25 protein-coding genes and 1 pseudogene are annotated in these 24,901 nt (G+C 65.2%); 13 read left to right on the top strand and 13 right to left on the bottom strand.

Features of this window, described 5'->3' with window-relative positions:
- Window positions 1-169: 169 nt before the first annotated feature.
- The 3 genes from FJ948_RS23525 (at window position 170) to FJ948_RS23515 (ending at window position 3,530) form a co-directional block, all read left to right on the top strand.
- Window positions 170-868, top strand: coding sequence for a glutathione S-transferase family protein (locus FJ948_RS23525; protein WP_181173790.1), 699 nt, complete (start codon window positions 170-172; stop codon window positions 866-868).
- 340 nt (window positions 869-1,208) lie between these two features.
- Complete coding sequence (locus FJ948_RS23520; protein WP_140708648.1) at window positions 1,209-2,711, top strand: ATP-binding protein; 1,503 nt, start codon at window positions 1,209-1,211, stop codon at window positions 2,709-2,711.
- A 6-nt stretch (window positions 2,712-2,717) separates the two neighbouring features.
- Window positions 2,718-3,530, top strand: coding sequence for a sulfotransferase domain-containing protein (locus FJ948_RS23515; RefSeq protein ID WP_140708646.1), 813 nt, complete (start codon window positions 2,718-2,720; stop codon window positions 3,528-3,530).
- 25 nt (window positions 3,531-3,555) lie between these two features.
- Here FJ948_RS23515 and FJ948_RS23510 read toward each other — a convergent pair whose 3' ends face one another.
- Window positions 3,556-3,834, bottom strand: coding sequence for an usg protein (locus tag FJ948_RS23510; RefSeq protein ID WP_140708644.1), 279 nt, complete (start codon window positions 3,832-3,834; stop codon window positions 3,556-3,558).
- Between the two features lie 339 nt (window positions 3,835-4,173).
- On the opposite strand from FJ948_RS23510, the gene groES reads away from it, so the two are divergent.
- From groES to FJ948_RS23475, 7 genes and pseudogenes are all read left to right on the top strand, one after another.
- Window positions 4,174-4,488, top strand: coding sequence for a co-chaperone GroES (groES, locus tag FJ948_RS23505; protein ID WP_140709084.1), 315 nt, complete (start codon window positions 4,174-4,176; stop codon window positions 4,486-4,488).
- Window positions 4,489-4,545: 57 nt separating this feature from the next.
- Window positions 4,546-6,177, top strand: a complete 1,632-nt coding sequence (gene groL, locus FJ948_RS23500) for a chaperonin GroEL (RefSeq protein WP_140708642.1) — start codon at window positions 4,546-4,548, stop codon at window positions 6,175-6,177.
- Between the two features lie 70 nt (window positions 6,178-6,247).
- Window positions 6,248-6,472 carry a hypothetical protein gene (locus tag FJ948_RS23495; RefSeq protein WP_140708640.1) on the top strand — a complete coding sequence of 75 codons (225 nt, stop codon included), beginning with the start codon at window positions 6,248-6,250 and terminating at the stop codon, window positions 6,470-6,472.
- A gap of 98 nt (window positions 6,473-6,570) precedes the next feature.
- On the top strand, window positions 6,571-6,861 hold the full coding sequence (locus tag FJ948_RS23490; protein ID WP_140708638.1) for a DUF982 domain-containing protein: 291 nt from the start codon (window positions 6,571-6,573) through the stop codon (window positions 6,859-6,861).
- A gap of 123 nt (window positions 6,862-6,984) precedes the next feature.
- On the top strand, window positions 6,985-7,587 hold the full coding sequence (locus FJ948_RS23485) for a cupin domain-containing protein (protein WP_140708636.1): 603 nt from the start codon (window positions 6,985-6,987) through the stop codon (window positions 7,585-7,587).
- A 706-nt stretch (window positions 7,588-8,293) separates the two neighbouring features.
- Window positions 8,294-8,515, top strand: coding sequence for a hypothetical protein (locus FJ948_RS23480; protein ID WP_140708634.1), 222 nt, complete (start codon window positions 8,294-8,296; stop codon window positions 8,513-8,515).
- Window positions 8,516-8,582: 67 nt separating this feature from the next.
- A pseudogene (locus FJ948_RS23475) lies at window positions 8,583-8,891 on the top strand (DUF1236 domain-containing protein).
- Between the two features lie 173 nt (window positions 8,892-9,064).
- Here FJ948_RS23475 and FJ948_RS23470 read toward each other — a convergent pair.
- The 9 genes from FJ948_RS23470 to FJ948_RS23420 all read right to left on the bottom strand — a co-directional run bounded on the left by FJ948_RS23470 (window position 9,065) and on the right by FJ948_RS23420 (window position 19,654).
- On the bottom strand, window positions 9,065-10,039 hold the full coding sequence (locus FJ948_RS23470; protein WP_140708632.1) for a nucleoside hydrolase: 975 nt from the start codon (window positions 10,037-10,039) through the stop codon (window positions 9,065-9,067).
- 41 nt (window positions 10,040-10,080) lie between these two features.
- The gene (locus tag FJ948_RS23465; protein WP_140708630.1) at window positions 10,081-11,079 is read right to left on the bottom strand and encodes an ABC transporter permease; all 999 of its coding nucleotides are present in this window, start codon (window positions 11,077-11,079) and stop codon (window positions 10,081-10,083) included.
- 220 nt (window positions 11,080-11,299) lie between these two features.
- Window positions 11,300-12,271, bottom strand: a complete 972-nt coding sequence (locus FJ948_RS23455) for an ABC transporter permease (protein WP_140708628.1) — start codon at window positions 12,269-12,271, stop codon at window positions 11,300-11,302.
- A complete protein-coding gene (locus FJ948_RS23450) occupies window positions 12,268-13,830 on the bottom strand; it encodes a sugar ABC transporter ATP-binding protein (RefSeq protein WP_140708626.1) in 1,563 nt (520 codons plus the stop codon). Before FJ948_RS23450 ends, FJ948_RS23455 begins: the two co-directional genes overlap by 4 nt.
- A gap of 214 nt (window positions 13,831-14,044) precedes the next feature.
- A complete protein-coding gene (locus FJ948_RS23445) occupies window positions 14,045-15,079 on the bottom strand; it encodes an ABC transporter substrate-binding protein (protein ID WP_140708625.1) in 1,035 nt (344 codons plus the stop codon).
- Window positions 15,080-15,168: 89 nt separating this feature from the next.
- Entirely contained in the window at window positions 15,169-16,086 is a 918-nt protein-coding gene (locus FJ948_RS23440) for a sugar phosphate isomerase/epimerase (protein WP_246677595.1), read from the bottom strand.
- A 20-nt stretch (window positions 16,087-16,106) separates the two neighbouring features.
- Complete coding sequence (locus FJ948_RS23435; protein ID WP_140708623.1) at window positions 16,107-17,639, bottom strand: mannitol dehydrogenase family protein; 1,533 nt, start codon at window positions 17,637-17,639, stop codon at window positions 16,107-16,109.
- Entirely contained in the window at window positions 17,636-18,418 is a 783-nt protein-coding gene (locus FJ948_RS23430; protein WP_140708621.1) for an SDR family oxidoreductase, read from the bottom strand. Before FJ948_RS23430 ends, FJ948_RS23435 begins: the two co-directional genes overlap by 4 nt.
- Before the next feature lie 342 nt (window positions 18,419-18,760).
- The gene (locus FJ948_RS23420; RefSeq protein WP_140708619.1) at window positions 18,761-19,654 is read right to left on the bottom strand and encodes a MurR/RpiR family transcriptional regulator; all 894 of its coding nucleotides are present in this window, start codon (window positions 19,652-19,654) and stop codon (window positions 18,761-18,763) included.
- Between the two features lie 170 nt (window positions 19,655-19,824).
- On the opposite strand from FJ948_RS23420, the gene FJ948_RS23415 reads away from it, so the two are divergent.
- Entirely contained in the window at window positions 19,825-21,009 is a 1,185-nt protein-coding gene (locus FJ948_RS23415) for a Gfo/Idh/MocA family oxidoreductase (RefSeq protein WP_140708617.1), read from the top strand.
- A 131-nt stretch (window positions 21,010-21,140) separates the two neighbouring features.
- Window positions 21,141-21,416 carry an excalibur calcium-binding domain-containing protein gene (locus FJ948_RS23410; protein WP_246677594.1) on the top strand — a complete coding sequence of 92 codons (276 nt, stop codon included), beginning with the start codon at window positions 21,141-21,143 and terminating at the stop codon, window positions 21,414-21,416.
- A 13-nt stretch (window positions 21,417-21,429) separates the two neighbouring features.
- On the opposite strand, the gene FJ948_RS23405 is transcribed toward FJ948_RS23410, so the two are convergent.
- Window positions 21,430-21,906, bottom strand: coding sequence for an NUDIX domain-containing protein (locus tag FJ948_RS23405; protein WP_140708613.1), 477 nt, complete (start codon window positions 21,904-21,906; stop codon window positions 21,430-21,432).
- Window positions 21,907-22,077: 171 nt separating this feature from the next.
- Between FJ948_RS23405 and FJ948_RS23400 the strand changes: the two genes are divergently transcribed.
- Window positions 22,078-22,611: a sterol desaturase family protein gene (locus FJ948_RS23400; protein WP_140708611.1), complete on the top strand. Its 534-nt coding sequence runs from the start codon at window positions 22,078-22,080 to the stop codon at window positions 22,609-22,611.
- Between the two features lie 77 nt (window positions 22,612-22,688).
- Here the strand turns inward: FJ948_RS23400 and FJ948_RS23395 are convergent, their stop codons facing one another.
- Complete coding sequence (locus tag FJ948_RS23395) at window positions 22,689-23,072, bottom strand: YkvA family protein (protein WP_140708609.1); 384 nt, start codon at window positions 23,070-23,072, stop codon at window positions 22,689-22,691.
- A gap of 300 nt (window positions 23,073-23,372) precedes the next feature.
- Window positions 23,373-24,620, bottom strand: a complete 1,248-nt coding sequence (dinB, locus tag FJ948_RS23390; RefSeq protein WP_140708607.1) for a DNA polymerase IV — start codon at window positions 24,618-24,620, stop codon at window positions 23,373-23,375.
- Between the last annotated feature and the right edge of the window lie 281 nt (window positions 24,621-24,901).

Raw genomic sequence — 24,901 nt, 5'->3', positions numbered from 1 at the left:
TGAAGTGTCGCCTCGCCATCGGAGACGGTCAACCCAAACTTTGCGCGGCCATCCCGTTTCGATGGGCTGCTCGTTCCACCCCTACCATGGGGTGTATGATTTGTCGGATCGCGCCAGTCGCATCCGTCCTTGATCCGACGATGGTCGCCGGGGACAAGGAGAGGCAGACATGAGTGACAGGGTCGAGGCGATGCCGGCTGGGACGGAAACAAAACTGTATTTCAGCCGCAACCCCAATCCTCGCCTGGCGGTCGCGGTGGTGCGTCACCTCGAGGCGCAAGTGACCTTCGAATTTGCGTCGCCTTTCGCGCCGGGCCAAGCGGAGCGATTCCGGCCGCTCAATCCCAATCTTTCCCTGCCCATACTGGCGTGGCCGGGCGGCAGCCTGTGGGAGGCCGACGCCATAGCCTGCCGGCTGTCGCGCGATGCGCGCTCGAACTTCTGGCGGAGCGGCGACGACGAACCCGACATGATCCGCTGGCTGAGCTGGGGCAAGGAGAATTTCGTGCGGGCCTGCGACATGGTTCATTTCGAGCGTGGCACCAAGCAGCGCTATCAAATCGGGCCGATCGACGCGGAAAAGGTCGGGGAGGGGCTGGACGCGTTCGGCAAGACCGCCGCGATCCTCGAGATCGAATTTGCCGAGCGGCAATGGCTGGTCGGGACGTCGGTTTCCTATGCTGACTTTCGCATGGCGACGTTCTTGCCGTTCAACGATGTCGCGGGCTTGCCGCTCGGCGATTATCCGCGGGTCAACAGCTGGTATCGGCGGCTTGAAGCCATCGACGCCTGGCGCGATCCCTTCAGGGGGCTGGATGCGCCGCGGTTGCCGCCAGTCCCGGGACAGGTCGAGCCGCATGAGCTGTAACCGAAAGGGGTGGCGACCGGCGTATACGTTGGAGAGAAACTTGAAAACGCCGGCCGCCATTTGGGGGCGTTGGGGCGCATCACGTTGGGGCGCGATGCAGGGTCAGGCTAGGCGGATGCCCGGTGTCCGCAATCGGAACGCCGTCTCATGGTGAACAGGTGGTTACTATCCACAGGCCTGGGGCGATAACCGGCAGGCGGCCAGCCTGTTTCCGGCCGTCCATTGCGGGCCACGGCAACGTTCTCTGATCTGTGCGCAACGCGAATCGCCTGGCCCGCGCGGCTCGACGGGCCGCGCTCGGGTTGATAAGCCCGTCCGTGAAGGAGCCGATGAGTCTGACATGACCGTTGCGATCGAGATGGGACAGACGACGGCGGGCGCCCCGGCGAAGCTCGATCTCGAGGAGCTGCTGGCGACCCGCCTTCTGGTGCAGGGCAATTCCGGCTCCGGCAAGTCGCATCTGCTGCGGCGGCTGCTCGAACAGAGCGCGCCCTGGGTGCAGCAGACCATCATCGACCCCGAGGGCGACTTCGTTTCGCTGGGCGAGCGCTACGGCCATCTGGTGATCGATGCCGAGGAGCATACCGAGCGCGGCCTGCAGGCGGCCGGCGAGCGGGCGCGCATCCACCGCGTCTCCACAGTGCTCAACCTGGAAGGGCTCGACGCCGAAAACCAGATGCGGCGCGCGGCGGCTTTTCTGGGCGGGCTGTTCGAGGTCGCGCGCGACCATTGGTATCCGATGCTGGTGGTGGTGGACGAGGCGCAGCTTTTCGCGCCGGCGGTGGCCGGCGAGGTGCCCGACGAAGCGCGCAAGCTCTCGCTCGGCGCCATGACCAATCTGATGTGCCGTGGCCGCAAGCGGGGGCTGGCCGGCATCATCGCCACGCAGCGGCTGGCCAAGCTCGCCAAGAACGTCGCGGCGGAAGCCTCCAATTTCCTCATGGGCCGCACCTTCCTCGACATCGACATGGCGCGCGCCGCCGACCTTCTGGGTATGGAGCGGCGGCAGGCGGAAGCGTTTCGCGATCTGGAGCGCGGTCAGTTCATGGCGCTGGGGCCGGCGTTGTCGCGGCGGCCGCTCGGCCTGCGCATCGGCCCGACCGACACCAGCCCGCGCAACGGCACGCCCAGGCTGATGGCGATGCCGGAATCAGCGCTCGAGGATGCCCGCGCCATCATCCTGGCCGCGCCGCCGCCGGAGACGATGCGCGCGCCGCGCCGGGTGGCGTCGCCGGACCTGCTGGAGCAGCTGATGGCGGCGAAAGCAGCGCCGCTCGACATCCGTCCCGAACCGGCCGGGCCGGCGCCCAGCGCCGAGGACCTGGCCGAACGGCGCGCGCGGATGGACCGCGTCCTGCGCGCCATCCTGGCCGAACCGGACGCTGGATTTCGCGTCATCGGCGTCCTCTACCAGGAATTCGTCGTGCGCTGCCGCATCGAGGGGCTGGCTTCGGTCATACCCGATCTCCAGGAATTCCGCCGCATGCTGACGCGTGCCCGTGCCGGAGTGGGGTCCGACATGGCCGAGGACGACGCATGGCGCGATGTTTCGGTGCGCGCCTCGCTGCTGCCGGAGGACATGCAGGGCGTGTTCATGATGATCGCGCGCGCGGCGAAGGAGGGCTGGCCGTGCCCGAGCGATGGCGCGATCGCGCGTGCCTATGGTTCGCACTCCATGCGCCGGGCCCGGCGCCTGCTGACCTATATCGAGGAGCAGGGCCTCATCGTCTGCCAGCTCGACGGCACGGGAAAGCGCACGGTGACGCTGGTCGAACTTGCCTGGGCCACCGCGCCGGGTGACCCCAACGCCGAGGTGGCGGAACAGGGCAGCCTGGCGCTATGAGGGCCGATGACTAGCCTCGGGGAAACGCGGATTGAGCCCGGCGGCAATGCCGCCCGGGTCCGCATCATGGGCACGCCGCGATCCGGCACGAATCTGGCCAAGCATCTGGTCGAAACCCATCTCGGCATGCCGGTCGTCTTCGACCAGGGTTTTTGGAAGCATGGGGTCTTTCCGGCCTTGATGGACGGGCGCAGGCTGCAATATGGAGACCTTCCCATCATCGTGATGAGCAAGGACCCCATTACCCAGCTTCTGTCATGGTTCCGTTTCTCCCGGAACGACAGCATCTTCAGGCCAGCCAAATATCTCGGTCCCTTCCTGAACCAGCCGTTCGAAATCAGGCAGGATTTCACCCAGCCCGGGCAGATGGAGTATCGGTTCCGCTCACCTGCCGACTACTGGAACCAGTTCTACTTCGCCATGGACGCGCTTCGCCGCACCGGCGCGCCGGTGCATTTCGTCTGCTACGAGCAGCTCGTTTCTGCGCCGGCCGCTTGCCTGGCTTCCATCTCCCGATTCCTCGATCTTTCTCCGCCTTTCGACGCCGGCACCACGGTGACCATCCCGCGCCACACGATCGGCGCAAGCAACGACATCGATCGGCCGGCCGATCCGGCTGCCAAGCAGGGTCCGTTCGATCCTGCCCGAGCGGATCTGGCGGCCGCGCTCGCCAGGATCGGCTGGCGCAATGCGCGCCTCATCCTGCGCGACATCGACGAGGATGTGCTGGGTGCGACGGGCAGGCCAGGATTTCGCGAGCAATGCCGGGAAGCGGCGGGCGCGAAGGCGATGCTGCGGTCGCTGGTCGGGTTCTGGTGAGTCCCGCATGCGTGACGGCGCCGCCTTACTGGACGGTGATGACCCCGTCGACGGCCCGCCACTCCGAGGGGGTTATGAGCCGGTGATGGGCGACCTGGACGGAGTGGAGCGGCCCGTCGAGTTCGCGCGCCCAATAGGAGAGAAATTCCTTGAGTTCGGGGAATTCCGGCGCCAGGTCGTAGTCTTGCCAGACATAGAGTTGCAACAGGCTGCGATGGTCAGGCAGATGGTAATGGATTTGTGCGGTGGTCAGGCCATAGCCTTCCATCTGGAGGCGGAACTCCTTGCTGACATTTTCAACCATTCATGTCTCCTTTCGGCGGTCGTCTAAACCCAACTCTCCAAGAGGGTGAGCGGTTCCAGCGCCCACGATTGCGCCGGCTGCGGATATTTTGCTGGATCGCGGCGGAATTCAAGCGGCCGTACCCGCCCCACGAAGAATAACCTTGCGATAACAGTGTGTTGGCACTCCATCCGTGCGAGTGCTAAATTTTTTTGGCCGACCCCTTGAAACCGGAAAATGGCAAAACTAGCTCGATATGCGCGCGCGATGCCTGAACGGGTCGCCGCACCCCGCTCCGGTCCGAATTGCCGGTCCGGCGCGGAGGAACCTCAAACCTGTTTGTCCAAAGAGGAGAACGACATGGCGTTCCGTCCATTGCATGACCGGATCCTGGTCCGCCGCATCGAGGCCGAAGAAAAGACCGCCGGCGGCATCATCATTCCCGACACTGCCAAGGAAAAACCGCAGGAAGGCGAAGTCATCGCCGTCGGCCCCGGCGCGCGCGACGACAGCGGCAAGCTGAGCGAACTGGATGTAAGGGTCGGCGACCGCATCCTGTTCGGTAAATGGTCCGGCACCGAGATCAAGCTCGACGGCGAGGACCTGCTCATCATGAAGGAAAGCGACGTGATGGGCGTGATCGAGCAGGCCGTGCAAGTGAAGAAGGCCGCATAACGGCTTCTTCGAAAATCCACCAGTCAACGAATGCTGCCTAGATAGAGGAGTAATCCAATGGCTGCCAAAGAGGTAAAATTCCACACCGAGGCGCGCGAGAAGATGTTGCGCGGCGTCGATATCCTGGCCAACGCGGTGAAGGTGACGCTCGGCCCGAAGGGGCGCAACGTCGTCATCGACAAGTCCTTCGGCGCGCCGCGCATCACCAAGGACGGCGTCACCGTCGCCAAGGAAATCGAGCTGGAGGACAAGTTCGAGAACATGGGCGCGCAGATGGTGCGCGAAGTCGCCTCCAAGACCAACGACCTTGCCGGCGACGGCACCACGACCGCGACGGTTCTCGCGCAGGCGATCGTCAGGGAGGGCGCCAAGGCTGTTGCCTCCGGCATGAACCCGATGGACCTGAAGCGCGGCATCGACAAGGCGGTGGAGGCGGTCGTCGCCGAGCTGAAGGCCAACGCCCGCAAGGTGACCCGCAATGACGAGATCGCGCAGGTCGGCACCATCTCCGCCAATGGCGACGCCGAGATCGGCCGCTTCCTCGCCGAAGCGATGGAGAAGGTCGGCAATGAAGGCGTCATCACGGTCGAGGAAGCCAAGACCGCCGAGACCGAGCTCGAAGTCGTCGAGGGCATGCAGTTCGACCGCGGCTATCTCTCGCCCTATTTCGTCACCAACCAGGACAAGATGCGCGTCGAACTCGACGAGCCCTACGTGCTGATCCATGAAAAGAAGCTCTCCAACCTGCAGGCGCTGCTTCCGGTGCTGGAAGCGGTGGTCCAGTCGGGCAAGCCGCTGCTGATCATCGCCGAGGATGTCGAGGGCGAGGCGCTGGCGACACTGGTCGTCAACAAGCTGCGCGGCGGCCTCAAGGTCGCGGCCGTCAAGGCGCCGGGCTTCGGCGACCGCCGCAAGGCCATGCTGGAGGATATCGCCATCCTCACCGGCGGCACCGCGATTTCGGAAGATCTCGGCATCAAGCTCGAGAATGTGACACTGGAGATGCTGGGCCGCGCCAAGAAGGTGGTGATCGAGAAGGAAAACACCACCATTGTCGACGGGGTCGGGCGCAAGGAAGAAATCCAGGGCCGCGTCGCGCAGATCAAGGCGCAGATCGAGGAGACCACCTCCGACTATGACCGCGAGAAGCTGCAGGAGCGGCTGGCCAAGCTCGCCGGCGGTGTCGCGGTGATCCGTGTCGGCGGCTCGACCGAGGTCGAGGTCAAGGAGCGCAAGGACCGCGTCGACGATGCGCTGCACGCGACGCGCGCGGCTGTCGAGGAGGGCGTGCTGCCGGGCGGCGGCGTCGCGCTGCTTCGGGCAAGCAAGGCGCTCGATGCGGTCCAGACGGACAATGCCGACCAGAAGACCGGTGTCGAGATCGTGCGCCGCGCCATCGAGACGCCGGTTCGCCAGATCGCGGAAAATGCCGGCGCGGAAGGCTCGATCATCGTCGGCAAGCTGCGCGAGAAGAGCGAATTCGGCTGGGGCTGGAACGCCCAGACCAATGAGTTCGGCGATCTCTATGGCCAGGGCGTGATCGACCCGGCGAAAGTGGTGCGCACGGCGTTGCAGGATGCCGCGTCGGTCGCCGGCCTGCTGGTGACCACCGAGGCGATGGTGGCCGAGAAGCCGAAGAAGGAAGCCGCCAGCCCGGCAATGCCGGCCGGCGCCGGCATGGACTTCTGAGGTCCGACCAGTCCGCCCGCTCCCTCCCTTCCGGAGAGGGAGCGGGCTTCAGTTCAAGGGAGAGAGATATATGGATGCGATGATCGAGCCTGGATCCGTGCCCGCGCCGACGCATCAGGCAAGGGAGTTCCTGGCCTATGAAACCGAATGCCGCGGTGCGCTGAAGCCGCTGCTGGCGGAATTGCTCGACAGGGCTGAAGCCGCCGGCTGGAAGCGGCGGACCGTGGCCGCGACGCTGATGTTCCTGGCGGCGCAACAGGTGTCGGAGGCGTCCGAGTCATCGACCGGCGGCTGAGCGCAGACATCCAGTCCCATTCACCCTTACGCGGCCGACCGCGCTTTCGGGTGTTCGGTTCGCCGCTGGTCCTGCACAATCGAGAGGAGGCACAAGCCATGAATCGCGGACAATTTGAAGAACCGGTGACCATTCTGGTTGGAATGGGCTTTCCGAGGAAGATCGAAAGCGTGATGGAAGCCTACGTGCTGTTGCAGGACTGGCCGGCCGCCAGCCGCAACAGCGCTCATGCCGTAGCCCTCAATGCCTGCAAGGCGGGCATCGCCGGTGAGATCGACCCTGAGACGGTGCGCGCGACGCTGGTCACCTTCGCACGCCGCAACGACATATTGCTGCCGGATATGGTTTCGCCGGCCGCCGCGCTCGGCAATGCGGTGCATGCGGGGTGAGGCGGCAGGTCCGTCCAATCTTCAGCGGTCCGCCCGGCGGCCGTTGCGGGGGCGGAGCCCGCGGGAACCAAGCGATGGCCATCGGGTTGAATCTGCGTTGGTTCCTCAAGGCGAGGCGACGTCATGAGCATCCTGCAAGGCATCAAGAAAGCAGCCGAACGCGTCACCGGCGTCGCGAGACCGGACAGTCGGCAGGTGGCTGATCTTGCCAGCCCACGAAAACCGAACGAGTTCAGGTTTGGCGATGACGGCCTGGTGCCCAACCATCCGTCCTGGCCGCTTGTCGTCTATCGCGGCGCCGTGAGGTTACCGGAAGACTTCGATCCCGCGGCTGTCCTGGAGGCTCTTTTTGAGGCCAATGGTTGGGGGGACAGCTGGCGCGACGGCATCTACGACTATGTCCACTACCATTCGCGCATTCACGAGGTGCTCGGCGTGGCGCGCGGCACGGCGAAAGTCCAATTCGGCGGCAAGAAGGGCCGGACGCTGGCCCTAAAGGCCGGCGATGTCGCGGTTCTTCCGGCCGGCACCGGGCACCAGCGCCTCTCCGCCTCCGACGACTTTCTCGTCGTTGGCGGCTATCCGCCGTCCGGTACCTATGACGAATGCACGACCACCGCCGATCACGCCAAAGCGGTGGCGACGATCCCCAAAGTCGGCCGGCCGCGCAAGGACCCGGTCTATGGAAGCAGAGGCCCGCTGCTTTCGCTGTGGAAAAAAGATTGAGTTCGCCGGAGCGAAAGCCTCCCGAAGATCGAAGCCGCGGCAGGCCAAGGTGGCCGGCTAACGAATGACACCGCTCCGGTGGAACACGCTCGGCTGTTGGAAGTTAGGGTCCTGTCGAGTGCTTTATCAACGGACTGGTAAACGGCGAGAGCCCGCCTTCGGTTAACGCCAGGGCGGGTTCTTTCTTTCGGGCTGAGCCTGTCGGGATTGAACCGTGGCGCGCGGGGAACCTGCGGACAGACGACTGATACCTTCTACATTCCGTGGATCAGGGCAACATAGATCGCCGGGGCAAGTGTCAGGCAGATCGCCATTCCCACGACAACCGCGATGGCCAGGCGCTCGGTTCGCCTGACAAGATCGGCAATGTCGGCGTCCTCGGTCAAACAGGCGGACCAGACGGGGGGAATCTCCGAGGCCCGAGCATCATTGTCATTCGCGGGGCGATTGTCTTCGCGGGTGCTCGGTCTCTGGGCTGATGTCACTGCTTGCCTCGCTCTCAAAATATCCGGCAATCAAGCTGGATCCGTGAGGATCGATGATTGACTGTGCTCTGGCGAGCAAACGTAACGTGTGGGCCAGGCGTGAGTTGCGCGCATAAGACTTCAGTCCGGCCAGCTCCTGGACCTAAGCCTTGCCCGGGAACGCAATGCAGCGAAAGCCGTTGCTGACCAGTGGTAACTCAAGAATAGGAGAGGATAAAACCATGGCTGATGGCCCAACTGTTGTTAACTCTGGTGGTGGTGGCGGTACCGCGGTCGCAATTGTTCTTGCAATCATCGCTATCGTGGTCCTGCTGATATTTACAGGCGTCATCAATATCGGTGGCAGCGGGAAGAACATCGACGTTAAAGTTGAAGCGCCAAAGGTTGAGGCTCCGGCCACTTCAGCGCCAGCGAAGCCGGCCGCACCTGCCAATGGCGGCTGATTGGCGGCAGCAGAGGCCGGAATTGTTCTGGTCTTGGAAAACGTTCTTGATTCACAAAGGACTTGTTATGAAAGGATATCTTGTCGGCGCCGTAGCGGCTCTCGCGCTTGTGGCTGGAATTGGTGCTTCCTTCGCGGGAGACGTCGTAGTTCTCAAACCTGAGTAGCAGATGGTCGTCCGCGAATACATCCACAAGCAAAAACTCGCATCGGTGAGCCTGCTCGGCGTCGAGTTCAATGTTGGCACCGCTCTGCCTGATACTGTCGAGCTTCACACAATCGACGTCCCCGACGTCAGATACAAATACATCCTCGTCGGGGACCATGCGGTTCTGGTGGAACCCTATACACGCAGGGTCGTGCAGATCATCGAGTGATGCTGGTAGCTCGCCCCTGGTCAACGGGGGTAGTCCGCCGTGCCTCAAATGGCGCGGCGGGCTTTCTATACGGCGCCACGTAGTCCTGCGAACATCGCCGAACCCACCACGGTGATGTGACCTTCAACTGAACCGTTGCCACCAGCCGGCTCGTGCGAGCAACGGGCCGTCCATCAGGCCTTGGCGCGGGTCAACCGCTCCAGCGCATCCACAATCAGGTCGCAGAATTTCGGATGGTCGAGCGTCATCGCCACGGTGTGGCGGAAGTCGACCTGCTCGCTCGCCGTGCCGCCGAAATGGTGCATGCCGCCCATCTTCTCGAAATTGCAGACCGTCATGCCCTTGGTCCAGCGGCCGGCGATCTCGACGCGGATATCGGCCTTCTCGGTGGTGAAGACGCTCCCGTCGATCATGGCCGCGACGCAGCATGCGTCATGGACGGCGGGATACTCGATCTGCAGCAGGCCGCCATGCGTGGTCGCAATGAACTCCCAGATGTCGAGGATGAACTTGGCGATCGGGCCGCCGACGGCGCGCACCCGGTCCTGCAGCGCCTTGGTGGCCATGGCCTGGTGCGTGAGGTCGAGCCCCACCATGGTGACGTCCCAACCGGCGCGGAACACCACATCGGCGGCCTCCGGGTCGGCATAGACGTTGAACTCGGCCGCCGGCGTGATGTTGCCCCTGTTATAGGCTCCGCCCATCGCGACCACCCGCTTCGCCCGCTCGACGATGCGCGGATCCTTGCGAATGGCGAGCGCGATGTTGGTGTAGGGACCCACCGGCACCAGCGTGACCGTTTTCGGCTCATGCGCCATGACGGTGTCGATGATGAAGTCGACGGCATGCCGCGTGTCGAGTTCGAACGAGGCGGGCGGCAGGACGGGACCGTCGAGCCCGGTATCGCCATGGATTTCGATGGCCAGGACCTGGTCGCCGATGAGCGGGCCGGGAGAGCCCTTCGCCACCGGCACCTTGATGCCATAGGCGGTGCACACGGCCAGCGCATTGCGCGTGGTGTTCTCGACATTGTGGTTGCCGGACACCGTGGTGATGCCGAGAAGATCGATATTCGGATTGCCGGCCGCGAGCAGGATAGCGATGGCGTCGTCGTGCCCGGGATCGCAATCCAGGATGATCTTTTCCATGGTGTCGTCTCCCTTGTCGGCCGCCCGTCAACAGTCCCGGCCTATTTGTCCTCGACAATGCGCAGATACGCCGCCGTGACGAACAGCACGATCAACCCGAACAAGATCCTTCTCGCGCCTTCCGGCATTTGCAGGATGGTCAACAGCGTCGTCAGCACCGTCAGGATCAGCGCGCCGATGATGGTGCCGGTGTAGCCGCCGCGGCCGCCGAAGATGGAGGTGCCGCCGATGACGGCGGCGGCGACCGAGGGCAGGACGAGGGGCTCGGCAAGCGACAGCGACGGCGCCTTGATCAGTCCGATATAGAGCAGGCCGGTGATGCCGGCGAGCAGGCTCGAGGTGACGTAGAGCGCCGTGATGACCTGCCAGTATTGCACGCCCGACAGGCGGGTGGCGCGCTCATTGTCGCCGACGGCGTAGAGCAGGCGGCCGAAGCCGGTGCGGGCGAGCGTGAAGACGATCAGCGCCGCCAGCGGCACGAACAACAGCAAGGCGTTGGGCAAGGCAAAGCCAAGCATGGGGGTGACACCCGTGCCCAGCCAGGCGAGGAAGTCGGGGATCTTGGCGCCCGACGCGATCACCGTGCGCTGGTAGACCTGCAGGCATCCGGTGCCGATCAGGGTGGTGCCCAGCGTCATGATCAGCGGATGGACGCGGAAGACGCCGACGCCGATGCCGTTTACGAGGCCGATCAGCACCGCCGGCATCATCGCCAGCAGGAACGCCACGGCCGGGTCCTGGTTGACGATCTGCGTCGCCATGATGAAGGCGCTCATCGTCGCCACCGTGCCGACCGAAAGGTCGATGCCGCCGGTCAGCATGGTCATGGTCTGGCAGCCGGCGAGGATCGCCAGCGGAATGGCGAATTTGATGGTGTTGGCGATCCAGCGCTCGTTGACGATGCCGGGGCGCAGGATCTGCAGGATGACCACCAGGATGACGAGCAGGATGATCAGCGGGATGAGTGGCCGGTCGGCCATGAAGCGCTTTGCGCGGCGGCCGAGGGGGAGGGGCGAGGGGGTGATCGCGGTGCTGCTCATGGGGTTTGCCTGGTGTTCTGGGAGGTTTGTGCCCTACGGCGCCCCCCTCTGGCCTGCCGGCCATCTCCCCCTCTAGTGGGGAGATTGGCTGTTGTCGCGGCTTTCGCCAATCTCCGCCGTCGCAAGAATGAGCGCGGCGCCAAAGCTGCCAATCTCCCCCCTAGAGGGGGAGATGTCCGGCAGGACAGAGGGGGGCGCCGTAGAGCACTACTCTCCCTCATCATTGCCGCCCCCGCATGGTAATAAACGCGCCGAACATCACGACCGCCACCATGATAGCGCCTTCGATAATGGCGGTGACGTTGGGGTCGATGGCGAGCAAGGTGAGATCGGTGCGCACCAGGCGCAGGACGAAAACGGCGACGATCGGGCCGAGCAGGCCGCCCTTGCCGCCGCCGAGCGCCACGCCGCCCAGCACCACGGCAGCGACGCTGGCCAAGAGATAGGGGCCGGGGATGGGCGCGCCGATGCCGGTGCTCATGGTCAGCGCCAGCCCGCCCATGGCCGCGAACAGCCCGGACAGCGCGTAGGCGATGACCCGCGTGCGGGCGACAGGCACGCCTGAGCGGAACGCCGCCAACTCGCTGGAGCCGATGGCATAGATGGAGAGGCCGAGCCGCGAGCGCCTGAGCGGGATCCAGATCACGCAGAGGCAGACGATCAGCACCAGCAGCGCCTTGGGCAGCCAGGCGTCGATGGCGGCGGGCAGGCCGGGGATCGGCACGGTGCCCGAGATCAGTGCTTTCAGCCATTCGGCGGCACCGCCGCCCGGCGCGCCGAGCACCAGCAGGGCAGCACCCTGCAGCACGAACAGCATGGCGAGCGTGACGACGATGTCGGGCACGCGGGTGACGACGATGAGCAGGCCGTTGAACGCGCCCAGGACAAAACCCATGGCCAGCACGAAAGGCACCACGAACAGCGCGTATTCCTCCGAGGCGCCGGCCATCATCGAGGCGGCGGTGACGCTGGTCAGCGCCATCATGGCGGCGACCGAGAGGTCGATGCCGCCGGCGATGACCACCACGGTCTGCGCGGCGACGGCGAAGGCGTAGGGCAGGACGGCCCGCGCCAGCGAGCCGAAATCGCCGCTGCCATAGCCGGGCTGGATGATCTTGGTGGCGATGAACAGGACGATGAGCAGGGCGAACAGGCCTGTTACCCAGCCCTGGCGGCGCAGGAAATGGTTCATGGCGTCGCCTCCGCCGCATCGGACGCATTCGACGCCTGAGTGGAAGAATGGGGGTCGGCCAATATGCCGACATCGGCCTTGGCGCCGCGCGGCAGGCCGTAGGCGGCGCGCATCAGCGCCGGCTCGTCGGCTTCCTCGACCGGAAAGATGTCGACGAGACGGCCGCCGAAGATGACGATGACGCGGTCGCAGACGCGCTGCACCTCTTCGAGCTCCGAGGTGTAGAACAGCACCGACTTGCCGTTGCCGGCGAGTTCGCGCATCAGATGATAGATCTCCTGCTTGGTGCCGACATCGATGCCGCGCGTCGGGTCGAAGCACAGGATGGTGCGGGCGTCCGCCGCGATCCAGCGGGCAATGGTCACTTTCTGCTGGTTGCCGCCGGAGAGACGCTGCACCTCGCCTTGCGCGCGGGTGTCGATCTGCAGGCGCTCGATGGCGCTTGCCACCGTGGCGCGCTCCTTGCGCATATGGATAGGCCCCCAGTTGCGCAGGGCGGCGCTGAAGGGGAGCGCGATGTTCTCGCGCACCGAGCGCTGCATGGCGAGCGCCTCGGACCGGTCGCCCGGCACATAGGCGATCCCCGATCGGATGGCGTCGATGGGGTGGGTGAATTTCACTGGGCTGCCGTCGACCTCGATCGTGCCGCCCGATGGCTTGATCGAGCCGGCAAGGGCTGCGAACAATTCGTCCTGGCCCTGGCCTTCGAGCGCCACGACGCCGGCGACCTCGCCGTCGGCGAGATCGAAGGAGACATCGCTGAGCTTGGTGCCGACGCGCAGGTTCTTCACGGTGATGCGCGGTCGGGCAGGGGGGCGGGCCTTGTCCGCGACGCTGCGGGCGGCGACATGGGTCTTGACGATGCGGGTGCCGAGCATCAGCTCGACGATCTTTTCCTCGACACCAGGTTCGATGTCGACGACGCCGACGGTCGCGCCGTCGCGCAGTACGGTGGCGCGGTCGCAGAGCGCCGCTATCTCGACGAAGCGGTGCGAGATGAAGATCACGGAGCGGCCGGCGTCACCCTGGCGGCGCACCACTTCCAACACCTTTTCGGCAAGGTTGGCTGGCAGCGCCGCCGTCATCTCGTCGAGCAGCAGCACGTCGGGCTCGACGGCGAGCGCGCGGGCAAGGTCAAGCACGCGCAATACGGCGAGCGGAATGTCGCGCGCGGTGTCGCGCAGGTCGAGGTCTGGTATGCCGAGTTCGCGCACCCAGGCGCGGAACGGCTCGACCGGCGTGCCGGTGAGCCTGAGATTGGACAGCACGTCGAGATCCGGGATCAGCGACGGCTCCTGGTAGACCGGCAGCAGCCCAGCGCGGCGCGCGGCCGCCGGCGAACGAATGTCGCGCGCCTCACCACGGATCAGGATGCGCCCGGCATTGGCTGAAATGGCGCCGGTCAGGATCTTCACCAGCGTCGACTTGCCGGCGCCATTGGCGCCCATCAGCGCATGCACCTCACCCGGCAGGACGGAGAGCGAGGCGTCCCGCAGGGCGGCGACCGCGCCGTAGTTCTTGGCAACGCCGGAGGCGTCGAGGAGGGGGCTGGTGGTCAAATTGTTCGGTTCTCGATTTATGAGGTCGAATAATTAGAAATGTCGGCGCCGCCCCTCACCTGCCTGCCGGCATCCTCTCCCCGTATAGAGACGGGGAGAGGGGGGCTTGTCGCCGGCGTTGCGGCCAGCTTCTCTCTCCCCGTTCACGGGGAGAGATGTCCGGCAGGACAGTGAGGGGCAGCGCCGACGGATGATGGTCAGCGGGAGCCCAGCCTTACTCCCCCGGCCCCTTGCAGGCGACGATCTGCTCCTTGGTGTAGGTCGTCCAGTCCGGGATCGAGATCGACACCGGCCATTCGGGGCTGAGCGACGGATCGGCGGCGGCCTTCAGCTTGGCCTTGCCTTCGTCGGTGGCGTTGTCCCAGAGTTGCGGGTCGACCAGCACGGTCTGCTGGGCCGGCTTCTTGCCGTCGAGGATCTGCAGCGCCAGCGTCACACCGGCACCGCCGATCGAACCGGGGTTGGTCACCGCAGCACCCACAAGGCCCTTGACCGAGCCCAACTGGCCGACGAAGCCGGCATTGTCGGCGCCGACCACCGGCACCAGCGGCGCCTGCGATTCGACCAGCGCGTCGACGATGACGTTGTCGATGCCGGAGGTCCAGACGCCGTTGAACGGCGTGCCGGTGGCCAGGAACGACAGCATCTGCTGCTTGGCCTGGTCCTGCTGCCAGCCGGTGAAGACTTCCTGCGCGACCTTCACGTCAGGGAATTCGGCCAGCGCCTTCTTGAAGCCTTTGTCGCGATCGCTGTCGGCCGACGCGCCGGCGGCACCGCGCATGTAGAACACCTCGCCCTTGCCGCCCATCTGCTGGAACAGCCATTTGGCGCCGAGATAGGCGTATTGTTCCTGGTTGTTGGAGATGATGTAGGCCGACGGCTCGGTGACCGCCTGGTCGACGGCGACGACGACGATGCCGGCCTTGGTGGCTTCTTCCAGGCCCGCCTTGATGCCGGCCGGATCGGCCGGGTTGACGACGATGGCGTTGACCTTGGCGCTGATCAGGTTGCGGATGTCCTCGAGCTGGCCGGCCGCATCGGTGTTGCGGTGGGCGATGTTGAGCTTGGTGACCTCGCCCGACGCCAGCGCCTGCGCCTTCATGGCGCAGACCATTTCCTCGCGCCAGCCATTGCCCTGCACGGTGTTGGAAATGCCGATCGTATATTTGCCTTCGGCCGATGAGACGCTCATCGAGGCCAGCAGGGCGGCGCCCGCAAGCAGCGGAACCATGGTCAGTATCTTCTTCATGTCAGACTTCCTCCACATTGTTTTTCAGTTCAGTTCCAACCCGTTAAGCCGCGCCACTCACAAACAGAGTCAAGTGGCCCGGCTTGCCGTCATTTGACGAAAGGACGCAGCACGTCGCGGGCGAGCAGAAACCCCCGCTTCACCTGCTCGTCGCTGCCTTCAAATCGTCTGTCTTCGTGTTCGATGATGACGGAGCCGTCATAGCCGGCGCGGTAGAGGCCGGAGAAGAAGCCGCTCCAGTCGACATCGCCCAGCCCCGGCATGCGCGGCACTTGCCAGCCTATGCCGGCCGACAGAATTCCGCGCTCGTACAAACCATCATGATCAATCATCAGGTCCTTGGCATGGACATGCAGCATATAGGGGCCGAATTCCCGGATGAATCGGGGCTGGTCGATCATCTGCCAGACCAGGTGCGAGGGGTCGAAATTCATGCCGACATCGCCGCCCCAGCTCTCCAGGATGCGGCGCCAGACCTGCGGTGAATAGGCGATGTTGTGCCCGCCCGGCCATTCGTCATGGCTGAAGATCATCGGGCAGTTCTCGAAGGCGAGTTTGACGCCATGGCCGCGCGCATGGGCGACGATCTCGGGCCAGATTTTCAGCGCGTCCTGCCAGTTGACGTCGACGGTTTTCGAGGCATCGCCGCCACAGAAGGTGTTGACGACCGGCACGCCCATATTGGCGGCGAGCACGATCACCTTCTTCAGGTGGCCGATGACCGCCTCGCGGTGCGCGGCATCGGGATGCAGCGGGTTGGGGTAGTAGCCGAGGCCGGAAATGGAGATGTTCTTTTCCGACAGAGAGGCGACTATCTCCTTCGCCTGCGAGGCCGACGTGCCGGCGGCGTCGATATGGCTGGTGCCGGCATAGCGGCGGGTGGCGCCGGAGGTTTTGGGCCAGCAGGCGATCTCCAGCGCCTCGAAGCCGACAGAGCTTGCCCAGCCGGCGACATCGCCAAGCGGCGTGTCCGCGAATGGTGCCGTGAGCACACCAAGTTTCATCATGCCTCCCCTAAAGCCAGTGCCTATAATGCCGATTGTTTGGATCGCTTCAACCTCGCGACGCCATCTTGTTCGAGACTGCGACGGACGGCCGCCATCGGATCGCCCGAAAGCAGCTCTCCAAGTGCCGAAGTCACCGCCTTGCGAAACGTCTCGTCAGCGGCAAGGCCGGGATCGAAAATCGTGTCTATGGCCAGGACGGCGGAAGCCAGCATCGGCGCATCACGGCCCGCCGCGTCGGCGATCGCGGCGACCTTGCCGGCATAGGGGTCGGATACCGTCCAATGTTTGCCGAAGCGCGCCGAGGCCAGGATGAGATAGGCCATCCAGCCGGCCACTGGCACCGACAGAAGGCCGATGCCGGCGCCTTGCTTCAGCCGGTCGCGGATCGGGTTGAGCAGGCGCTGGACGATCTTCTGCGATCCATCGGTGGCGATCTGGTGGTTGCGGTGGCGGATCGCGGTGTTCTTCAACCGGCCAAGGCTCTGCTCGATATAGGCATGCGGCTCCACGCCCGGCACCGGCGTCAGTGTCGGCAGCGTCTCCTCGACCAGCATGCGCCTGACGAAGACCGACAGCAGCGGGTCGGCGATGGCATCGGATGTGTGCTCCAGCCCGGCCAGCACGCCGAGCGTGGCGAGTGTCGTCTGGGCGCCGTTCAGCACCCGCATCTTGAGATGCTCGAACGGTGTGACGTCGTCGACGAAGGTCGCGCCGGCCAGGTCCCAGCGTGGCATGCGGCCGGAGAAATTCCGTTCGATCACCCATTGCCGGAAGGGTTCGCCGACGGCGACGGCGCCATCGCGGTAGCCATAGCGCTGTTCGACGCTGTCGAGGTCCTGCCGGGTCACCGCCGGCGCGATGCGATCGACCATGGCCGAGGGGAAGGCGGCATTGGCCGCGATCCAGTCGGCCAGGCCATCGCCGCGCATTTCGGCGAATGTCCGCACGACATTTTCCAGGATGACGCCATTGGCCGGGATGTTGTCGCAGGAGAGCAGCGTCAGCTTGCGGCCATGCGTTGACCGGCGCAGTTCAAGCGTCCGCGCGAGAATGCCGGGCAGGCTGCGCGGCGCTTGCGGGTTGGCGAGGTCGTGGACGATGTCGGGATGATCGAGATCGAGCGCGCCGGTCGACGGGATGTGGCAATAGCCTTTTTCCGTCACCGTCATCGTCACCAGGTCGATGTCGGGCGAGGCGAGCACGGCGAGCGCCGGATCGGGGCTTTCCATGCTGTCGACCACTTTCACGATGGAGCCGATGACGCGCGCCTCGACATGGTCGTTGTCGCGGATCAGCCTTGTGTAGAGGCCGCTCTGGCGGCCAAGCGTACCGGCGAGCGCGGGCGGGCGGATGTTGATGCCGACGATGCCCCAGCGATCGAATTTCAGCGAGAGCAGGTCGTCGGTGTATTCGGCCTGGTGGCAGCGGTGGAAGGCGCCGACGCCGAGATGGGCCATGCCCGGCGCCAGCGACGCCCGGTCATAGGCCGGCTTTTGCACGGCGGCGGGAAGCCGCTCCAGCAGGCCAGGCCCAAGCGTTTCGATGGCGCTCACCGGTTCGCCCCGATCACCGCCTGCTCCTGGTCAATCACCGCGCCGGTCATCGGCCCGGCCGCGTCGGAAAGCAGGAAGACGGCGAGGTTGGCGATATCGTCCGGCCTGAGCAGCCGGCCAAAGGGCTGCGCGGCGTTGGCGGCATCCAGCCAGCCCGGGCCGTTGCCCAGCGTGTCGGCCTGCATCACCCGTTCGGCCGGCGTGTCGGTCCAGCCGACATTGATGCCGTTGACGCGGATGCGGTCGAAGCGGTGGGCGTTGGCGGCATTCTTGGTCAGCGTCGCCAGCGCGCCCTTGGTGGCGGAATAGACGGCGAGTTCCGGCGAGCCGCAATGAGCGTTGATCGACAGGATGTTGACGATGGCACCGCGCTGGCCGCGTTTCTTCATGTCGGCGATCGCGGCCTGCATCAGGAAAAACGGCGCGCGCGCGTTGACGGCGAACAGCGCCGCCCAGTCGTCCAGCGTCGCGTCGAGGAAGGAGGCGCGGTCGGTCAGGCCGGCGGCGTTGACCAGGCCGTCGATACGGCCGAAGCGGTCTATGCAGGCCCGCGCCAGAAGGGCGGGAGTTTCCGGGTCTGAGAGGTCGGCGGCGACGAAGATTGTCGGCGTGCCCAATTGCGAAAGCTCGCCCGCCACCGCATCGCCGCGCTTGCTGTCGCGGCCGGTGATCAGCAGGCCACCGGCGCCGGCACGTGCCAGCGCCTCGGCGATGGCGCGGCCGATGCCTTGCGTCGACCCGGTGACCAGCACGATCTTGCCTTGGAGATGAAGCTCCATTCCTCCTCCCGGAACAAAGTTTCTATTTTCAGAAATATGGAACAGGATTTCCCGGCAGTCAATTGTGCCTGTGGCGGTTCATCAGACGACAATCACTAAAGTCTGCGCCGCCCCTCACCTGCCTGCCGGCATCCTCTCCCCGTATAGTGACGGGGAGAGGGGCGCCCTCATCGCCGATTTCGCCAATCTCCAATGTCGCAAGAAAGGCGCCGACGTGGCGGCCAGCCCCTTCTCCCCGTCACTATACGGGGAGAAGTGCCCGGCAGGGCGATGAGGGGCGGCGCGACGTTGACAATTGGCGCTCGCTGCCACAAGTCGAAACTCTCGATCAACCTCCGATATTCACTTGCCGCGCTTTGCCGCCACCCCTTGGACCAGCGCCATGCCGACGGCCAGCGAGGCGGCCAGCGAGCGGAAACCGGCGAAGTCGGTTTCCACCACTTCCAGCCAGCTGTCCGACAGCCGGATCAGCGGCGAAAAGGTCGAGTCGGTGATGGTGACGATGCGGGCCTTGCGCTCATGCGCCACCGCGACCAGATCGGGCGTGATCGAATTGTAGGGGCTGAAGGACACCGCCAGCACGGCGTCGCGCGCGCCGATGCAGCCGACCTGGTCGAGCGCGGTCGAGCCGACATTGTCGACCAGCACATTGCGCACGCCCTGCTGCGAAAGCGTCAGCGACAGATAGGTGGTGACGGGGAAGGCGCGCTTGGAGCCGATGACATAGATCAGGTCGGCGCTGGCCAGCAGCGTCACCATCTTCTCGAAACTTTCGATATCGAAGCCGGCCTCGATGCGGCCGAGCGAGGCCTGCGAGGCGCCGACCATGCCGTGCAGGAAATGCAAGGCGGCGTTGGGCTCGGCCTCGGCGCGCGGCTCGCCACGGCCTTCCGGCCAGGAACCCTTGACGTGGTCCTTGAACAGGCCCTGAAAATCGGAAAAGCCGGAATAGCCGAAGATCTGCGCGAAGCGCACCAGCGTCGAGGGCTGCACGCCGGCCTGCGACGCCACCTGGGCGATGGTGCCGAGCGCGACTTCGCTCGGATGCTGCCACAGGAAGATCGCCACCTGGCGCAGGCGCTTGGGGAAATGCACCGTGCCGGACGACAGCACCGCACGCAGTTCCTCATAGGTCTGCGGTTGTATATAGCCCAGGGCCGCCAGCGAACGCCCGCGCTTGCGCGTCGCCGCCTCGTCGGCACTGGATCGTCCGGATGGTTTTCTCGCCCCGCTCATGAATTCAGGCTAGCGCGATACGATCGTTTTACAATATGGATTTTGGAAATCCTGTTCGAAGGTGGGGAGGCGAGGGCTCGGCGGTTTCGTCATCCCAGGGGTCTTCGCCGCGTCGCTCCTTGCTTCGCTATGGGATGACGACGCGATAGGGATAGCCAGGAGGAGAAACCATGGTCTACGCAACATCGGATGGAGCAGCCGGCAGGCGCTTGCGGGTCGGTATGGTCGGCGGCGGGCGCAACGCTTTCATCGGCGCGGTGCATCGGCTGGCCATGCGGCTCGACGACCAGATCGCGCTGGTCGCCGGCGCGCTGTCGTCCGATCCGGACAATGCCGCCGCCTCGGCCGCCGAAATCGGCATCGCGCCCGAGCGCAGCTATGCCGATTATCGCGCCATGGCCAAGGCGGAGGCTGCGCGGCCCGACGGCATCGAGGCGGTCGTCATCGTCACGCCCAATCATCTGCACGCGCCGATCGCCACAGCCTTCCTCGAGGCCGGCATCGACGTCATCTGCGACAAGCCGCTGTCGACGACGCTTGATGATGCCGAGGCGCTGGTGGCGCTCGCCAGGGCGAAAAACCGCCGCTTCGTCGTCACGCTCAACAACACCGGCTACGCCATGGTGCGCCAGGCGCGCGAGATGGTGATGGCGGGCGAGCTTGGGCGGATCGTGTCGGTGCATGGCGCCTATATCCAGGACTGGCTGACCAGGCCGATCGACGCCGACGGCCAGAAGCAGGCGGAGTGGCGCACCGATCCGGCGCGGGCGGGGCAGTCGGCGGTGCTGGCCGATATCGGCGTGCATGCCTTCAACCTGGCAAGCTTCATTTCCGGTCGCGAGGCCGAGTCGGTCTCGGCCGATTTGTTCACCGCCGTGCCCGGACGGCGGCTCGACGACAATGCCCATGTGCTGGTGCGCTGGACCGACGGCGCGCGCGGCACCATCCTCGCCAGCCAGACTTCGCCCGGCCACTACAACGATCTTTCCCTGCGCATCTATGGCGACAAAGCCGGGCTCGAATGGTCGGGCGCGCGGCCGGAGGAATTGCGCTTTTCCCTGTATGGCGAGGAAACCCGCACGCTGGTGCGCGGCGGCCATGGTTCGACGGCGGAAGCCCGTCGCGTCTCGCGCATGCCGGCGGCGCATCCGGAGGGCTATATCGAGGCCTTCGCCAATTTCTACCGCGACGCCGCCGACATCATCCGCGCCCATCGCTCGGGCGGCACTGTCGATCCCGCGCGAGCGGCGCAGGTGCCCGACGTGGTCGACGGCGCGCGCGGCGTGAAGTTCGTGGCGGCGGCGGTCGAGTCGAACGCGGCCGGCGGGGCGTGGACGGCTGCGCGGTTTGGGTGAGGTGGACGCCATTGTCACGGCGCTGGGGCGACGTTAGGTTGATTCGGGCACTTTAACCGGAGCTGGCGGGGATGCTCCTGCCGTTGTTACGCTGGCCGTCACCTCGTCGCCGTCTTGGCAGGCTGAGATGGGTGGCTCTGTTTGCGCCGTTCATTCTGCTTTCGGGTTACATCGTTTATGGCTTCGTCGGCATCCGGTTCGACACACCTTTTTCGGTGCTAAGGCACCTTGCCGCGTTTCCGAACTGCACCGCCGCCCGATTGGTCGGCCTCGCCCCCGCTCGAAGGGGCGAACCCGGCTATTGGCCGACCCACGATGCCGACCATGACGGTATTGCCTGCGAGCCCTGGCATGGTGGCAGCCCTAGCGGCGTCAGGGTTCATCGTTACTGGTCCACCAGCCGCTAAAGCGCCTTGCCGGTTACTTCGTTGTCCTGTCCAGTCGCTCCACCAAATCCGATAGCATTGGGCGTTGCCCCTGCAAAATCTTCACCTCGGCCTCGGCCAAGCTGAACCAGCCGGCTCTGTCGACTTCCGGAAATTCTTTCATCGACCCGGAGCGCGGCGGCCATTCCATCGTAAAAGTGTTGCTCTTGATCGCGGCCGCATCGATCTCGATGTCGGCCTCGACGGACCATGCGATGACGGTCTTGCCGCCCGGCTGCTTGTAGTCCCCAAGGCGCGTGAACGGGCCGTCCATGGTGATGCCAATCTCCTCGCTTGTCTCGCGCCGCGCCGCCGCCAGCTCGTCCTCGTCATCGTCGACGAGGCCCTTGGGGATCGACCAGGCGCCATCGTCCTTCTTCGCCCAGAACGGGCCGCCGGGATGCACCAGCAGCACCTGGATGTCACCGCCGCCGCGGCGATAGATCAGCAGGCCCGCGCTGCGTTTTGCCATGTTTGCATGTCCGTTCGCGGTTGTGGTGCGAAGTCGACCGATTCCGCATCCGGTCTTGCACCTGGGAATTGCGACGCTATGTCAGGCGCATGCGCATTGCACCTCATGCGCGAGTCCGGCAATCTGATAGCGTTTTTGGGGCGGCGTCGAAAGTCAGGGTGAGGCGTCCGAATGCAGCTGGGTCTGATCGGCTACTATAGCGACTTCGTGGTCTATCCCCTGGTGATCGCCGTGTTGGGGGTGGCCGGGCTGATAGAGGCCGGAGAAGAAAGCGCGCCGGACTGGATCGGCATGGCACTGATCTGCCTTGGCCTGTGGACGCTGATCGAATACGTCCTGCACAGGTTCGTGCTGCACCACATTCCCTGGATCCGGGACCTGCACGACCGTCACCATGTCGAGGAGCGCAGTCCGGTGGGCACGCCCACCTGGCTCAGTCTCGGCGTGCATGCGCTGGTGGCGTTCCTGCCTGTCTGGATGGTTTCCGGCTTCGCGGCCGCGAGCGCGGTGAGCTGCGGGCTGATGCTGGGCTACCTCTGGTACATCAGCGTCCACCACATGATCCATCACTGGCACCCGGCGCATCCGAGCTATCTCTATACGCTGAAGCGTCGTCACGCCGTGCACCACCATGTCGACGAGAGCGCCAATTTCGGCGTGACGTCGATATTCTGGGACCGGATTTTCGGCACCGCGCGGCCTTGACGTGGGCAGGGGCTTTTCGACAGGCCACAAACATGATTTGTGGTCTGCTCGGCGATGAGAAACGCTGGGCCTGAAGTCTAGGCCGAACGATCTGGCCAGAATAACCAGATGAGCGCGGCGGCCATCAGAATCCAAATTCCAACGATGAATACGAGACCGCCACGGTCGGTCGGTTTGGATCGGCGAATGGCCTCCGCGCGAAACTCGGCCATCAGATCGGCGGGGATCAGCTTCACCGCAAGCAGGATGCCGAGCGGTACGATGATCAGGTCGTCCAGATATCCGAGTACAGGGATGAAATCGGGTATCAGATCGATAGGACTGAGCGCGTAGGCGGCGACCATGCCGGCGGCAACTTTGGCGTACCAGGGAACGCGCGGATCGCGGGCGGCCAGCCACAAGGCCATCACATCGCGCTTGATGGCCCTTGCCCATTGCTTTGCCTTGTCAAGGAGGGTCACACGGCAACTCTCTTTTGTAAGATCTCGGACCGTCGGCGTCTCCGCTCCCTTCGCCTCTATCATTGCAACCATGTTCGCGATCTGCAAACTGACCCGCTACCTAATTTCGCCTCTTCTTGATAAGCCTTGCCTGCCGGATGTTGGTTGCCGCCAGACGCTTGGGCGTGGGGAATTGCCGTGAGGAAGACTTATCAAAAGCCGGAGCTGGTGAAGCGCGAGCCACTGTCCGCCGTGACCGCGGCGCCGCCTGGTCCGGGACGTTGATCCGCAAGGCGTGAGCGCCGGGGAGGGCTCCTCCGCTCACAGTTCCTTTTGCGCCAATTCCCTGAATTCGTCGGGCACCGAGCGGGCCGCCTCCAGCGCCACCGTGCCGTAGCCGACAGCCTGCTTGCCGAAGCGCTGGCGGATCTTGTCGATGGCGCGGTCGGCGCCGAAGCGGGCGAGGCCTTTTTGACTTCCGGGGCGGCGCTTCTCGTCGGCGAGGCCGAGCGGCAGGTCGAGCTGCAGCTCGGCACTCTCCTCCAGGTGCGAGACCGAGATCGCCAGCAGCGAGATGGTTTTCTCCCGTGGGTGGTCGGCGAGCACGCCGCGCACCAGATCTCCCGCGATCTCGGCCAGCATGGCGGTCGCCGAGATCGGCTGCTCCAGCGTGATCGAACGCGTGACGGCGCGGAGATCGGCAAAGCGCACGCGCACCGTCACCGTGCGGCCGGGGCGGTTCTTGGCGCGCAGCCGGCTGGCGACGCGGTCGGCCAGATGCAGCAATGTCGGCACGATGACGCGCGCCACGGCGGGTTTCATCCCGAGCGCCGACTGCGCGCCGGCCGAGTGCGCCCGGCGCTTCGTCTCCAGCTTGCGCGGATCGCGGTTCCACGCCAGCGCCGCGAGCTTTTCGCCGGCGGCGGGGCCAAGCAGCCGGGCCAGGGCGCCGCCGTGGGTGCGGGCGAGCTCGCCGATGGTCTCGACGCCGATTTCGGCCAGCCTTGCCCTGGTTGCCGGCCCGACGCCCCACATCAGGCCGACCGGCAGATCATCCAGGAAGGCAAGCTCGGTGCCGGGGTCGACCACCACCAGCCCGTCGGGCTTGGCGACCTGCGAGGCGATCTTGGCCAGATGCTTGGTGCGCGCGACACCGATCGAGATCGGCAGGCCGAGTTCTGCCCGCACACGGCCGCGGATCGCCGTGGCGATCTCCCGGGGTGAGCCGAACAGATGCGTGCAGCCGGCGACATCGGCGAAGGCCTCGTCGATGGAGATGCGCTCGACCACCGGCGTGAAATCGTCGAGGACCTTGATCGCCGCGTCACCCAGCCGCTGGTAGTGGCCGAAATTGCCGCCGACGAAGATCAATTGCGGGCAAAGCTCACGCGCCTTGCGGCCCGGCATGCCGCCGCGCACGCCGAAGACACGCGCCTCATACGAGGCCGCGAGCACCACGCCGCCGCCGACCGCGATCGGCTTTCCGCGCAGCGTCGGGTCGAGCAATTGCTCGACCGAGGCATAAAAGGCGTCGAGATCGGCATGCAGCATGGTTGCCGTCGTCTCCATCCCGTTCCGCTCATCCGCGATTGCTGATACATCGGAACGAATAGAGAACAAAAAGGGATCTCTGTCAATGTGAGCCGGGACTTGCGGGCGTTGACGCCGCCCCTCATCTGGCTGCCGCCATCTTCTCCCCGTAAACGGGGAGAAGTACGCTGTCGTCGCCGCTTTCGCCAATCGCCAGCGTTGCAAGGATGCGGCCGGCGCTGCCGCCAGCTTCTTTCTCCCCGTTCACGGGGAGAAATGCCCGGCAGGGCAATGAGGGGCTGCGCCAACGTTGCAGCTTT

Origin of the sequence: Mesorhizobium sp. B2-3-12, from assembly GCF_006442205.1 — a bacterium.
In the GTDB taxonomy this organism is placed as follows: domain Bacteria; phylum Pseudomonadota; class Alphaproteobacteria; order Rhizobiales; family Rhizobiaceae; genus Mesorhizobium.
Note: the sequence above shows the minus strand (reverse complement) of the source record. Positions and strands in the feature narration are given on the sequence as shown.